This window comes from Curtobacterium sp. MCLR17_036, from assembly GCF_003234445.2.
Classification (GTDB): Bacteria; Actinomycetota; Actinomycetes; order Actinomycetales; family Microbacteriaceae; genus Curtobacterium.
The window spans coordinates 470,181-485,625 of record NZ_CP126269.1 but is presented as its reverse complement, the minus strand read 5'-3'; the positions used below and the strand labels follow the sequence as shown (position 1 = coordinate 485,625).

2 protein-coding genes are annotated in these 15,445 nt (G+C 75.0%); both read right to left on the bottom strand.

The genetic code is table 11. The features are described 5' to 3' along the window. Positions 1-50: 50 nt before the first annotated feature. A complete protein-coding gene (locus DEI99_RS02300; RefSeq protein ID WP_284180929.1) occupies positions 51-524 on the bottom strand; it encodes a hypothetical protein in 474 nt (157 codons plus the stop codon). Beyond that, complete coding sequence (locus tag DEI99_RS02295) at positions 521-15,442, bottom strand: CLIPPER-2 domain-containing protein (RefSeq protein ID WP_284180928.1); 14,922 nt, start codon at positions 15,440-15,442, stop codon at positions 521-523. Before DEI99_RS02295 ends, DEI99_RS02300 begins: the two co-directional genes overlap by 4 nt. Positions 15,443-15,445: the final 3 nt, after the last annotated feature.

Below are 15,445 nucleotides of genomic sequence, written 5' to 3'. Positions count from 1 at the left end.
CGGTGTCCGAGGGGCGGTGCAGCGGTGGCACGGTCCGGGCCGGGCCGGTCTCAGGCTGCGAACCGCTCCACGCGCAGCACGCAGGACAGTCCGCTCTCCGACGTGCCGATGGTGGTGGACCAGTCGTCCGAGGCGCCGGCGGCGACGCTGTCGACGTCGACCTCCTTGACGGCCCGGGTGTCGGACTGGCCCTTGAGCAGCGAGACGTAGATGCGGTAGCCCTGCGCGCTCTTCGCGGGGTTCTCCACCGTGCCCTCGACGGCCCACTCCGAGCCGGACTTCTTGCACGAGCTGACCTGGACGTCCTTCAGGGCGCCGACGTACTCGCCGTCACCGCCCGCCGGGGTGTCGACGTCGGTGATCGCCGGACGCTCGGTGGCGGTCGCCTGCGCGGTCGCCGTCCCGGAGGCCTTCCCGTCCGGCCCGTCGCCGCCGGAGCAACCGGCCAGGCCGATGCCGAGCGCGGCGGCGCCGGCGATCGCGAGCAGGCGGACGGGCAGGGAGCGCGTGGGGCGCAGGGTCATCGGTGTTCCTTCCGGGTGCGGCGGCGGCTCCCGAGGGCCGCCGTTGCGATGCCGAGCGCCAGCAGGAGTGCGGCGACGGCGATGGCCGGGACGGGGTCGGAACCGGTGAACGCGAGGGCGGGGACCCCAGCGGCCGGGTGGACCTCGATCCGGACGGTGTCGGGCGCGGACACGATCGGGTCGTTCCCGGGCAGGGCCCCGGGCTGCGGCGTCCCGATCGCCGTTGCGCTGTTCTCGACGCTACCGGACGCGCCGTCGGCACGGCTGATCGTGTACGTCGCGGTGGCGGTGACGCGCTCCCCCGGTGCGAGGGTGCCCGGCGTGCCCGGCCAGTCGCCGTACACGACGTCCGACAGCCCGGGCATCCGGTCGTCGACGCGCACGTCGTGCAGCGTGACGGTGCCGGTGTTGACGAGGGTGAAGCCGTAGACGAGCTGCTGGCCCACCCGCCCGTCGGTGCCCTCGGCGTACTGCACGGTCTTCGTGACCGTCAGTCCGCCCACGCCGTCGCCGGGAGCCGGCGGGGTCGGCGGGGTCGGCGGCGTCGTCCCGGTCGGCGCGGTCGGGGTGATCGCGGTCGAGGGGTCGCTGCCGACGACGACCCCACCGGGGCCGGTGCCGCCGGCGGTGGCGGTGTTCACGACGGAGCCGGCGTCGACGTCCGCCTGGGTCACGGTGTACTGCGCGGTGCCGGTGGTCTGCTCGCCGGGTGCGAGCACGCCGGCGGTGCCGGGCCACTCCCACGTGACGGTGGACAGGCCGGCCATCGGGTCGTCAAGCCGGACGTCCGTCAGGGTCGTGTCGCCGTCGTTCGTGACGGTGAACGTGTACCCGACCCGGTCGCCGGCCGTCGCCGCGGTGCCGGCCGGCAGCGTGCTGCGCTTGTCGAGCGTCAGGTGCGGACCGGACGGCGGCGTCGAGGTGGCCTCGGTCGGCACGGTGGCCGCGCCGCCTGCGGAGGTGCCGGCACCGTCCGGTGCGGTGCCGGTCGCGCGGGCGGTGTTCACGACCCCGCCGGCGTCGACGTCACCGCGGGTGACGACCGAGGTGCCGGTCACGCGGACGGTGTCGCCCGGGGCCAGGGTCCCGGCCTGCCCCGGCCAGGTGGTGCCGGTGGTGGTGAAGCCGGCGAGCTCGTCGGAGACGGTCACGTCGGTGAGCGTCACGGTGCCGGTGTTCGTCGCCTCGACCGTCCAGCGGACCTCGGCGCCGAGGACGGCCGCGCCGGTCGCCTCGCCGCGCTTCGCGACCGTGAGCCCCGGGGTGCCGGTGACCGGGGTCGTGCCGGCGTCCTCGTCGCGGACGACGGTGCCGTCGGGCGCGGTGCCCGTGGTGGTCGCCGTGCTGGCGACCGCGCCCCGGTCGACGTCAGCCTGGGTCAGGGTGTACACCGCGGTGGCCGTCGCGACCTGCCCGGGGCGGAGGACCCCCGGCTCGCCCGGCCACGTGACCGTCACGCGCCCGAGGCCCGCCTGCCCGTCGGCGACGGTGACGCCGCGCAGGGTGGCGGCACCGGTGTTCGTCACGGTGAAGGCGTACTCGACGCGGTCACCGGCACGACCGGCTGCGCCCTCGGCGAGCTGCTGCCGCTTTTCGATGGTGACGCCGGCGGTCGCCGAGCCGAGCGGCACGGACGCGCTGCCGGTCGCGGTCACGGGGTCGCCGGTCGGCGGGTTCGCCGTCGTCGTGGCGGTGTTCACCACGCTGCCGGCGTCGACGTCGGCCTGGGTGACGGTGTACCGCGCCGTGCCGGTGACGGTCTCGCCGGGGGCGAGCGTGCCGTCGGCGCCGTCGGGCAGGGTCAGCGCGCCGAGCCCGGGCAGCGGGTCGGTGACCGCCAGGTCGCGGACCGTGGTCGTGCCGGTGTTCCGGACGGTGACGCGGTAGTCCACGACGTCGCCGACCGCACCGGTCGCGCCGTCGGCGAGGGCACCGGACTTCGTCAGGGCGAGCTCCGGCGCGCCGGGCAGCACGAGCGTCGCGCCGGCGTCGGCCCGCACGGGGTCGCCGGTGGGCGGCGTGCCGCTCGTGGTCGCCGTCCCGCCGACCGACCCGCGGTCGACGTCGGCCTGCGTCAGGGTCACCGTCGCGGTGGCGGTGACGACCTGCCCGGGTGCGAGCGTTCCGGCGGTGCCCGGCCAGTCGTACGTCGGGTCCCCGACCCCCGCCTGGGCGTCCTGCACCGCGACGCCGGTGAGCGTCGACGTCCCGGTGTTCGTCACCTGGTAGGTGATCGTCACGACGTCCCCGGCACGCGGCGCGGCGTCGCCGTCCGGCAGCGCGGCCGTCTTCGTGATGCCGATGCGTGCCGCCGCGGGGCCGGTCTCGACGGCCGCGGAGGCGTCGGCGGTGACGACGGAGCCGTCGGGCGCCGTGGCGGTGGCCGTCGAGGGGTTGACGACCCGTCCGGCGTCGAACTGCGCCTGCGTGACGACCGAGGTCGTGGTCGCCGTGACGGACTGTCCCGGCGCGAGCTCGCCGGTGGTGCCCGGCCAGGTCCCGAAGGCCGCGGTGTCGCCGAGCTGCTGCTCGAGCGCGGTGCGGTCGAGCGTGACGGATCCGGTGTTCGTGACGACGTACGTCCAGCGGACGGTGTCGCCGACGGCGCCGGTGGCCCCGGGCGCGAGCGTCCCCTGCTCGGTCAGCGTGAGGGCCGGCGCCGCGGGGATGCGGACCGTCGCCGAGTCGGTCGCGGTGACGGTCGCGCCGCCGGGTCCGGTCCCCGCCGCGGTCGCGGTGGAGGCCTGGGTCCCCCGGTCGACGTCGGCCTGCGTCAGGGCCGTGGTCGCCGTGGCACGCGCGGACTCGCCGGGTGCGAGCACGCCGGCGCGTCCCGGCCAGGTGACCGCGATCGCCGAGGTGCCGGGGCGCGCGTCGGTGAGGGCGACCCCGGTCAGCGTCGCGGTGCCGGTGTTCGTGACGACGTAGCCGAACTCGACGGTGTCGCCGGTGCGTCCGGTCGACCCGTCGGCCAGGCGGGCCGTCTTCACGACGTCGACCTGCTGGGTCGAGGTCCGCAGTGCGACCGTCGCGGAGTCGTCCTGGGCACCGGGGTCGATGACGCCGGCGGGCACCCGGGCGTCCGCGGTCGCGCGGTTCACGACGCTGCCGGCGTCGACGTCGGTCTGCGTGACGGCTGACCGGGCCGTGGCGGTGACCGACTGCCCCGGGCGGAGCGTGCCGGCGGTGCCGTTCGGCCACGTCGTGACGACGGGCGCGGTGACGCCGGGCAGGTCGTCGCCGACGACCACGTCGGTCAGCGTGACCGTGCCGGTGTTCGTGACGCGGTACGTCCAGTCGATGCGGTCGCCGAGCACACCGGCGGCCCCGTCGGCCAGGGCGCCGGACTTGGCGATCGTCCACGAGCCGGTGCGGACCGTGTCGACCGCTCCGGTCGCGGTCGCCGTGACGACCTCGCCGGACGGCACGGTGCCGGTCGTCGTCGCGGTGCTGCTGATCGAGCCGCGGTCGACGTCGGCCTGGGTGAGCGTGTACGTCGCCGTGGCGGTGACGGCCTGGCCCGGTGCGAGCGTGCCGACGGCGCCGGGCCACGAGCCGTACGACACGGTGCCGAGCCCGGACTGGTCGTCGTCGAGGGTGACGCCGGTCAGGGTGCGGTTGCCGGGGTTCGCGATCGTCCAGGTGAAGGTGACCGTGTCACCCGCGACGCCGGTGCCGGAGGTCACGCGCTCGTCCTTCACGAGAGCGATCCCGTCGGCGGGCACGGCGGTGCGGAGCGTGGTGCCGTCGGTCGCGGTGACGGGCGCGCCGGTCGGCGGGCTCGCCCAGGCCACGGCCTGGTTGACGATGCTGCCGGCGTCGACGTCGGCCTGGGTGACCGTGTACTCGGCGGTCGCGGTGACGACGGCACCGGGCGCGAGCGTGCCCGGTGCTGCCGGCCAGTCGGCGGTGAAGGCGGACAGTCCGGCCAGGCGGTCGGTCACGCTCACGTCGCGCAGGGTCACCGAGCCGGTGTTCTCCGCGCGGACGGTGTACCGCACGGTGTCCCCGACGCGACCGGTGCCGCCGTCGGTGTACGCGGCGGTCTTCGAGAACGCGACCCGGGGCGCGGGTGCGATCGTGACGGCCCGGGTGTCGGTGGCGCGTACGTCCGTGCCGCCCGGTGCGGTGCCCGTCGCGGTGACGGTGCTGCGCAGGATGCCGGCGTCGACCTCGGCCTGGGTGAGCACGTGCGAGGCCGTCGCGGTGACGGTCCGGCCCGGTGCGAGCCGGCCGGCGGTGGTCGGCCAGTCGCCGAAGACGACGGCGGACACGGCGGTCTGGTCGTCGACGGCGTCGATGCCGGTCAGGGTGACGTTGCCCGAGTTCGTGACCTCGTAGCGGTACTCGACCCGGTCACCGGCGCGGCCGGTCGCGCCGTCGGCGAGGACGGCGGTCTTGACGACGCCGATGCGCGGTCCGGACGCGGCGGTCTCGACGGTGGTGCCGTCGGTGCCGGTGACGTCGGACCCGTCGGGCGCACGGCCGACCACGGTCGCGGTGTTCACCACGGAACCCGCGTCGACGTCGGACTGGCGGATCGTGTACGTCGCCTCGGCCGTGACGGTCTGGCCGGGCGCGAGCACGCCGACGGAACCGGGCCAGTCGCTCACCGTCGGGTCGCTCAGCCCGGCGAGGCGGTCGCGGAAGTCGAGGAGCTCGACCGTCACGTTGCCGGTGTTCGTCGCGCTGAAGGTGTAGCGGATGCCCTCGCCGGCGGCGCCGGTGGCGCCGGGCGCGAGCCGTCCCTGCTTGTCGAGGGACAGCCCGGGAGCCGCGGCGAGGTCGACGCCGGCGGCGCCGGTGGCGCGCACCGTGCCTCCCGTCGGGGCGACGCCGGAGACGGTGGCGGCGCTCTCGACGCGAGCCGCGTCGAGGTCTGCCTGGGTGAGCACGTACGTGGCCGTGGCGGTCACGGACTGCCCGGGGGCCAGGCGACCGGCGGTGCCGGACGGCCAGGTGCCGTACGCGACCGACGTGACGCCGATCTGCGCGTCGGTGACCGTGACGCCGGTGAGCGTCTGGTTGCCGCGGTTCGTCAGCGTGTAGTCGAGGCGGACGGTGTCGCCGGCTGTCGGCGTGCCGGTGCCGGTCAGGCGTTCGGTCTTGGTGATCCCGACCGCCGGGGCGCCGTCCGAGGTGCGGACGGTGGTGCTGTCCGCGGCGGTGACGTCGTCCCCACGGGCCGGCGTCGCGGTCGCGGTCGCGCTGTTGACGACGCTGCCGGCGTCGACGTCGGCCTGCGTCACGGTGTACGCGGCGCGGGCGACGAGCGACTGCCCGGGGGCGAGCGAGCCGTCGCCGTCCGGCCCGGCCCCGACCGAGACGGTGCCGAGACCGGCGAGCCGGTCCGCGACCCGCACGCCGTCGACGGTGACCTGACCGGTGTTGACGACGGTGAAGGTGTAGTCGACGGTGTCGCCGACCCGACCGGTCCCCCCGTCGCGGAACGCGGCGGCCTTGGTGAGCGTCACCGCGGCCGGCGCGGTCAGCGCGACCGTCCCCTGGGCGCTGTCGGCGACCTCGGTGCCGCGCGGGCTCGTGCCCGTCGCGGTCGCGGTGCTGCCGACGGTGCCGCGGTCCACGTCCGCCTGGGTCAGCGTGTACGTGGCGGTCGCGGTGACGGTCTGCCCGGGCGCGAGGGTGCCGACGCCGGACGGCCAGGTGCCGAACTCGATGTCGGACAGGCGCGCCTGGGCGTCCGTCAGCGCGACGCCGGACAGCGTCGCCGTGCCGGTGTTCGTGATCGTGTACCCGAGGCGCACGGTGTCGCCGGCCACCCCGGTGGCGTCGTCGACGAGGCGCTCGGTCTTGTCGAGGCGGATGCCGGGGGCGGCCGCAGCCAGGGTGACGGTCGCCGCGTCGGACGCCGTGACGGTGTCGCCCGCCGGCGTGCTGCCGGTGACGGTGGCGTCGTTGAGCACGCTGCCCGCGTCGACGTCGGCCTGGGTGACGCGGTACGTCGCGGTGCCGGTGACGGTGTCGCCCGGCTCGAGCCGCCCGGCGGCGCCGGACCAGTCGTCGATCGTGACGGCGGAGACGCCGGAGAGCACGTCGGCGACGCCGACGCCGGAGAGCGTCACGTTCCCGGTGTTGGTGACGCGGAAGCCGTAGCGGACGGTGTCGCCGACCGCGCCGGTCGCGCCGCCGAGGGTGCCGGTCTTGTCGACCGTCAGGGCGCCGCGCGGGGTCACCGTGACGCCGGCGTCGTCGGAGGCCGCGACCGTCGCTCCCCGGGGCGGGACGCCGGTGGCGGTCGCGGTGCTCGCGACCCCGCCACGGTCGACGTCCTGCTGGGTGAGCGTGTACGTGGCGTGCGCGACGACCGACTGTCCCGGTGTCAGGCGCCCGGCGGTGCCGGAGGGCCAGGCGTCGAAGCGCACGGCGGAGACGCCGGGCTGGCCGTCGGCGACGGCGACGTCGGTCAGCGTCACGTCGCCGCGGTTCGTCACCGTGACGGTGAGCTCCACGGTGTCGCCGGCCGCTCCGGTGGCGCCGTCGGCCAGTGCCTCGGTCTTCTGCACCGTGATCGCGGGCGCGCCGGGGGTCGTGACGACCGTCCGGGTGCCCGAACCGGACGTGGTGGTGCCGGCGGGCGTGGTGCCCGTCGTGGTGGCGGTGTTCGCGATCGACCCGGCGTCGACGTCGTCCTGCGTCACGGTGCGGTCCGCGGTGACGACGACGGCCTGCCCCGGCGCGAGCGTGCCCGCCGTGGTGTTCGGCCAGGTGGTGGTCGGGGTGCCGAGGCCCCGGAGCGGGTCGGACACGGTGACGTCGGTGAGCGTGGTCTGCCCGGAGTTCGTCGCGGTGACGGTGTAGCGGACGACGTCCCCGGCGCGGACGGCGCCGATGCTGCCGCCGCCGACGGTCGCGGCGGTCTTCCGGGTGGCGATGCCCGAGGTCGGCGCGAGCGTCACGGAGCCGTCGTCGGTGGCGCTGACGGCCTCACCGCTGCGCCGGTCGGTCGCCGTGGTCGTGGCGACGCTGGTGAGCGCGACGCCGTCCGCGGTGTCCGCCGCGGCCCGGTCGACGTCGGCCTGGGTCAGGCGGTACGTCGCCGTGGCGGTGACGGACTGACCGGGTGCGAGGGACCCGGTGGTGCCGGACGGCCACGCACCGTAGGTGATCGTGCCGAGGCCCGGCTGGGCGTCCGTCAGCGCGACGCCGGTCAGGGTCGTGGTGCCGGCGTTCGTGATCGTGTACCCGAACCGGACGGTGTCGCCCGCGACCCCGACGGCGCCGTCGGCCAGCGCCTCGGTCTTGTCGAGCGTGATCGTCGGGGCCGAGGCGTCCACCCCGGTGGTGCTCGTCGTCGTCCGCGTGATCGCGGAGCCGGTCGGCGGGCTCGCGATCGCGTTCGCGCTGTTGAGCACGCTGCCGGCGTCGACGTCGGCCTGGCTGATCGTGTACGCGGCGGTGGCCGTGGCGACCTGGCCCGGCGGCACGACCCCCGGGGCCGCTGGGTCGGGCCAGCGGTACTCGAGCACGCCGACGCCCTGCAGCTGGTCCGTCATCTGGAGCAGGTCCAGCGTCGTGTTGCCGGTGTTCCGCGCGGTGAGCGTGAACGTCAGGCGGTCGCCGACCCCGGCCGTGCTGCCCGCGGGGACGCCGCTCTTTGAGAAGTCGAACGTGTTCACCTGGGTGACGGGCACCGTGCGGTAGCTCGTCGCGGTGACGGCCGCACCGGTCGGCGGGGTGCCGGTGGTGCGCGCCGGGCTCGTGACGTAGCCGGCGTCGATGTCGGCCTGCGTCAGCGTGTGCACCGCGGTGGCGGTGACGGTCTGGCCGGGCTCGAGGCGGTTCGCGGTGCCGGAGGGCCAGGTGCCGTAGCGGACGGAGCCCGCGTCGGCGCCGTCGTCCGTGACGGTGACGCCGGTCAGCGAGAAGTCGCCGGTGTTCGTCACCGTGTACCCGAGCAGCACCGGGTCGCCGGGCTGCGGCGTGCCGGACCCGGGGACGGAAGCCTGCTTGACGATGCCGATCGCCGCGGTGTTGTCCGCCGCGGTGGCGATGGTCACGGTGGCGTCGCGGTTCGTGGTCGCGCCGGACGGCGTGGTGCCGGCGACGGTCGCGGTGTTCGTGATGCTGCCGGCGTCCACGTCGGTCTGGGTCACGGTGTACCGCGCGGTCGCCCGGACGCGTTCGCCGGGGGCCAGGGAGCCGGCGCTGCCGCCGGACCACTCGAGGTCGCGCAGCGCGGGGGTCCCGTCGATCGGGGTCGCGGTGGCGAGGCCGACGAGCTGGTCCCGCAGCGTCAGGCCGGTCAGGGTGACCGAGCCGGTGTTCGTGGCGAGGAACGAGAACACCACGGTGTCCCCGACGCGGCCGCTCTCGACGGCACCGGCGGCGTTCGTGTCGTAGCGTGCGGTCTTCGTCAGCGCGACGGCCGGCTGCGGCGTGATCGTCACGCCGTCGGTGGCGGACGCGGTCACGCGGGTGCCGGCGGGCGTGGTGCCGAACGCCGTCGCCGCGGAGCGGATGCCGCCCGCGTCGACGTCGGACTGGCTGAGCGAGTAGGTGGCCGTGGCGGTGGCCGAACGGCCCGGTGCCAGGGTGATGGTCGTGTCGCCGTCGGCGAAGACGACGCTCGAGACACCGCGCTGCGCGTCCTGCACGCCGACGACGGTGAGCGTGACGTTGCCGGTGTTCGTGACGACGTAGCGCATGTCGACCTGCTCGCCGGCGACGGCGGCGCGGGTCGTCGAGCCGTCGGCGTCGAAGGTCTCGACCTTGCTGATGCCGAGGCCGGGCGCCGCGTCCGAGGTGCGCACGGTGGCGGCGGAGGTGGCGGTGACGGTCGCCGGGTCGGTGCCGGAGGGCGCGGTCCCGGTGACCGAGGACGTGTCCACCAGGGACCCGGCGTCGACGTCGGCCTGGGTGACGGTGGAGGTGCTGGTCGCGGTGAGGGTCGCACCCGGGGCCAGGGTGTTCGGCGCGTTCGGCCACGCGTAGGTGACGGTGCCGCCGAGGGCGTGCACGACCTCGGGGACCGTCAGCGTCACGGTGCCGGTGTTCGTCGCCTGGTACGTCCAGGTGACGACGGAGCCGACGCCGCCGTTGCCGCTCGTCACGGACCCGGTCTCGGTCAGCGCGACCCCGGGCGTGCGCTTCGGCACGACGGAGCCGGTGTCGGTGGCGACGACCTCGACACCGCCGGGCGAGACGCCCGTCGTGGTGGCGTCGCTCGCCACCCGGCCGCGGTCGACGTCCGCCTGGGTGAGCGTGTACGTCGCCGTCGCCGTGACGGACTGGCCGACGGCGAGCGTGCCGGCGGTGCCGGACGGCCAGGTGCCGAACGCGAACGCCGAGTGCCCGGACTGGTCGTCCGTGAGCGTCACGTTCGTCAGGGTCTGGTTGCCCGTGTTCGTGATCGTGTAGCCGAGCCGCACGGTGTCGCCGGCGACGCCGGTCGCACTGGTGGCCAGGCGCTCGGTCTTCGCCAGCGTGATCGCCGGGGCCCCGGAGGCCGGGGTCACGGTGGCCGAACCGGTCGCGCGGACCGTGCCGCCGCCCGGCGTGGTCGCCGCCGAGGACGCGGTGTTCACGATGCTGCCCGCGTCGACGTCCGCCTGGGTGATCGTGTAGGTCGCGGTGCCGCGGACCGTCTGCCCCGGGGCGAGCGTGCCCGCGGTGCCGGACGGCCAGGTGCCGTAGGTGATCCCGGACAGCCCGGACAGCGGGTCGGTCACGCCGACGCCGCCGAGGGTCGTCGTGCCCGTGTTCGACACGTCGAAGCGGTAGGTCACGGTGTCGCCGACCCGACCGGTGCCGCCGACGACGGCGCTCTTCGCCACGGCGATGCCGGGTGCGGGCGCGATGGTCTGCGCGGCGGTCGCCGGGGTGCTCACCGCGGTGCCCTGCGGGTTCGTGCCGGACACGGTGGCGCGGTTCGCGACCGTGCCGGCGTCGACGTCGGCCTGCGTCAGCGTGTAGGACGCGGTCGCGGTCACGGTCTGCCCGGGAGCGAGGCGCCCCGCCGTGCCCGGCCACCGGTACGTCAGCGCGCCGAGGCCCGCGTGCGGGTCGGTGATGCCGACGCCGGTGAGCGTCTGGTTGCCGGTGTTCGTCGCGCGGAACGAGTAGTCGAGGGTGTCGCCGGCGCGGCCGCTGTACCCCGCGCCGGTGGCGACGGCCTTGGTGAACGTCAGCGCCGGGTTGCCGGCGAGCGGCACGGTCCCGGAGCCCTGGGCGGTCGCGGTCGTCGTACCCGACGGACCGGTGCCGGTCGCGGTGGCGGTGTTCGTGACCGAACCGGCGTCGAGGTCGGCCTGCGTGACGGTGCCGGTCGCCGTCGCGGTGACCGTCTGGCCCGGCGCCAGGGTCCCGGCGGTGCCGGAGGGCCAGGTGCCGTAGGTGAGCGCGGAGAGCCCGGCGAGCGAGTCGGTCGCGCCGACGCCGGTGAGCGTCGTGTTGCCGGTGTTCGTGATCCGCAGCGTCCAGGTCGCGGTGTCGCCCGCGGTGCCGGTCGAACCGGCGGCGAGCGCTCCCGACTTGGCGACGCTGACGGCGACGGTGCGGTCCACCGACACCGTGGCCGCTGCGGCCTGGCTGACGGCGGTGCCGCGGGGCGTCGTGCCGGCGACCGTCGCGGTGTTGCGGACGGTGCCCGCGTCGACCTGCGCCTGGGTGAGCGTCGAGGTGGCCGTCGCGGTCACGGTCTGTCCCGGTGCCAGGCGCCCAGTGGCCCCCGGCCAGGCGTACGTGACGGTGGAGATCCCGGCGAGCTGGTCGGTGATCGTGACGCCGGTGAGCGTGACGTTGCCGGTGTTGCGGGCCGTGAAGGTCCAGTCCACCGCGCCGCCGGCCGCGGGGGTGCCGGAGCCGACGAGGGTGCCGGTCTTCGCGAACGACAGGGTGCCGTTCGACGGGACCTGGAACGTGTTCGGCGAACTCGCGGTGATCGTCGTCGTGGCGGGCGTGCGGGCCGACACCTGTGCGGTGTTCACCACGCTGCCGGCGTCGACGTCGGCCTGGGTGAGCGCGTAGCGCGCAGTCGCGGTGACGGTCTGCCCGGGGGCGAGCGTGCCGGCGGTGCCGGACGGCCACGTGCCGTAGGTGACGGTCGAGACGCCGGCGAGGGCGTCGCTGATCGTCACCGCGGTGAGGGTCTGGTTGCCGGTGTTCCGGGCCGTGAACGTGTAGTCGACGGTGTCGCCCGCGGCGCCGGTCGCACCGGCGGCCAGCGCACCGGACTTCGACACGGTGATGCCGGGTGCCGACGGCACCGTGGTGCGGGCGGTCGCGGCGTTCGTCGCGGTCGAGCCGTCCGGTGCGGTGCCGCGCGCGGTCGCGGTGTTCTGCACGGAACCCGCGTCGACGTCCTTCTGGGTGAGCGCGTAGGTCGCCGTCGCGGTGGCGGTCTGCCCCGGCGTCAGGCGGCCGCTCGTGCCAGGCCACGAGTACGTGAGCGCGGACAGCCCGGCGAGCGGGTCGCTCACGGCGACGCCGGTGAGCGTCGTGTTGCCGGCGTTCCGGACCGTGAACGTGTACGTGACAGTGTCACCGACGGCGCCGGTCGTCCCGGAGGCGAGCGCGCCGGTCTTCGTGATCGCGATGCCGGGGGCACGCGAGAGCGACACCGCCGCGGTCGTCGTCGACGAAGCGGACTGGCCGGTGCCGTCGGCACGCGTGTTGCCCGCCGCCGTGGCGGTGTTCACGATGCTGCCGGCGTCGACGTCGGCCTGGGTGAGGGTCGAGGTCGCGGTGGCGGTGACCGTCTGGTTCGGGTCGAGCCGTCCGGCGGCGCCCGGCCACGCGTAGGTGCGGGCCGAGATGCCGGCGAGCTCGTCGGCGACGGCGACGCCGTACAGCGTGGTGTTGCCGGTGTTCGTCGCGCTGAACCGCCACTCCACGGTGTCGCCGACCTTGCCGGTGGCGCCGCTCGCGAGCGAGCCGGTCTTCGTCAGCGCGATCTTCTGCGCCGAGGCGATGTCGACGGTCTTCGTCGCTTGGCCGCTCGTCACGGTGGTGCCGGACGGGTTCGTCGCCGAGGCGGTGGCGGTGTTCGTGATCGAGCCGGCGTCGACCTGCGCCTGCGTCAGCGTCGACGTGGCGGTGGCGGTGACGGACTGCCCCGGAGCGAGGCGACCGGTCGTCCCGGAGGCCCAGGTGCCGTAGGCGATCGTCGAGATCCCGGGGAGCGGGTCGGCGATCGTCACCCCGGTCAGGGTGCGGTTGCCGCCGTTGGTCACGGTGAAGGTCCAGTTCACGGTGTCCCCGGCCCGTCCGGTCGCGCCGGACGCCAGGCTCCCGTTCTTGACGACGGTCAGACTGGAGGCATCGGTCACCGACACGCTCGCCGTCGCGTCCGGCGCGGTGACGGTCCCGCCCGACGCGCCGCGGCCGGAGGCCCCGGCGGTGTTCACGACGCTGCCCGCGTCGACGTCGGTCTGGGTGAGCGTGTACGTGGCGGCGGCCGTCACGGACTGCCCGGGCGCGAGCGTGCCGGTCGTGCCCGATGGCCACGTGCCGTACGTCAGCGCGGAGACGCCGCTCAGCCGGTCGGTGATCGACGCGGTGGTGACCGTCTGGTTGCCGGTGTTCGTCAGGCGGAAGGACCAGTTCACGGTGTCGCCGGCACGACCGGTCGACCCGGACGCCAGGGCGCCGGACTTCGTCAGCGCGAGCGCGTTGGCGGCGGGCACGGCGACGGTCGCGGTGACGGTCGGGGCGGAGACGGTGCTGCCCGAGGCGCTGCGGCCGGAGGCGGTCGCGGGGTTCGTCACGGAGCCGGCGTCCACCTGGGCCTGCGTCAGCGTCGACGTGGCGGTGGCGGTCACCGACTGCCCCGGCGCGAGCCGGCCGGTCGTCCCGGAGGGCCAGCTGCCGTAGGAGATCGCGGAGACGCCGGCGAGCTGGTCGGCGATCGTGGCACCGGTGACGGTCTGCGCCCCGGTGTTCGTCAGGCGGAAGGACCAGTTCACGGTGTCGCCGGCACGACCGGTCGACCCGGATGCCAGGGCGCCGGACTTGGTGAGCGCGAGGGTGTTCGCGGCGGTGAGCGGCTGCGTGCGGGACGCCGAGGCGGTCGGGCGCGGGCCGCCGTCGGGGTCGGTGCCGGTGACGGTCGCCGTGTTCGCGACGGAACCGGCGTCGACGTCGTTCTGGGTGAGCGTGTAGGTCGCCGTGGCGGTGACGGCCTGGCCGGGCTGCAGCGTCCCGCTCGTGCCCGACGGCCAGGTGCCGTACGTCAGCGCGGAGAGCCCGGAGAGCGGGTCGGTGATCGCGACGCCGGTCAGCGGGCCGGTGCCGTTGTTCGTGGCGGTGAACGAGTAGTTCACGGTGTCGCCGGCCTTGCCGGTGGCGCCGGAGGCCAGGGCGGAGGTCTTGGTGAGGGCGAGCGACGACAGGTAGGTGTTCGTCGAGCCGGTGTCGCTGACGGTGACGGTGGTGTCACCGGCCACCTGGGCGGTCGCGGTCACGGAGCTCGTGGTGGACGCCGCCGTGGGCGGGGGCCCCGTGCACCGGACCGTGGCCGTGGCCCCGGCGGCGAGTGGCCCCGCGATGGTGGTCGACGGCGTGCACGTCTCGGTGTCCGGGAACGTCAGCTGGATGTTCGTCAGCGCGACCGAGCCGTTGTTCGTCACCGTGATGGTGAAGGCGGTGTTCTCCGTCGCGGTGCGGAACTGGTCGTTGACCGTGCCGTCGAGGGTCTTCGACACGCTGAGCGCCGCGGTGGGCACGGACAGCACCGCGTTCTGCAGCAGGTACGAGTCGCCGCTCGTGCCGACCGTGAGCGTCATCGCGGTGTCGCCCTTGTCGACGCCGGACAGCGTCTGCGTGTGCACGTCGACGCTCTGGTTCGTGAACGCGGTGGTGTCGGCGGTCTGCGTGTACCGGACCGAGCCGTCCGCCTGGCCGACGCCGATGTTGCCGCCGGCGTTCTTCGTGTTGAGCACCTCGGTCGGCGACCCGCCCTGCGGGGTGTACCGCATGTAGTCGCCGGTGATCCCGCGGTCGCCCTCGTAGAGCGTGTACCCGAACCTGACGCCGGACTGCAGCGCCGAGAACCCGGTGAAGTTCACGGTGAGGGGGCTGTCCGACGCGGCCTCGCGCACGTGCCCCTGGTAGTAGATGACCTTGTGCGGGGCCGAGTTGGCGTTGCCCGCGATGTAGCGGCCGTAGTCGTACACCACGGTGAGCGACCAGCCCGCGTAGCAGCCGGCACCGACCGCCGCCCAGACGTTGCCGGCGCTGATCGACAGGGGCGACCCGGTGGCGGCACCGGCGAAGGCGTTCGTGACGTCGGCGGAGGCCGAGTAGTAGAGCGCGCTGGCCTGCGAGGCGGGGTCCTCGAGCAGGGCGTCGGGCGCGACGGAGCGGATCGCCGACGAGCCGACCTTGAGCTGCGCCGGCTGCGTGCGGTAGCCCGCGGCCGCGTCGGGGCGGGTGGCGTACCACTGCGACCCGTTCGCGGAGTTCCCGGAGCAGGTGACGTTCTGCGTCCCGGAGAAGACGCCGGTGTTGGCGCTCCAGTTGAGGAAGGCCTTGGCGACCGTCGCGCCGGCGGGGATGGTCAGCGTGCCGGTGGACGAGTTCGTGGTGAAGCCGGAGACGGTGTTCGAGTTCACCATCTTGAAGTAGTCGTTGTAGGACGTGGTGGTCGACGAGCCGACGGCGTTCGCGTGCAGGTCGGTGCAGGTGCCGCTGGTGCCCGTCGCCGTCAGGGCCGTGCCGGAGCAGGCCAGCACGCCGTTGCCGGTCATCGTGAAGTCGCCGTTGACCGTCGCCTGATAGTTCGGTGCCTGGTCGGCGCCGACGCCCCACTGCACGACCGCGGCCTGTGCGACGCCCTCTGTGCCGAGCGCGACGCCGGTCGTGGGGATGAGCACGGCGAGGGCCATCGCGACGCCGCGGAACCACCGGGGACGGGCGACGGACTCCGCGCGGTGGCGGGGACGGCGGGGTGCGAGCAGCAAGCA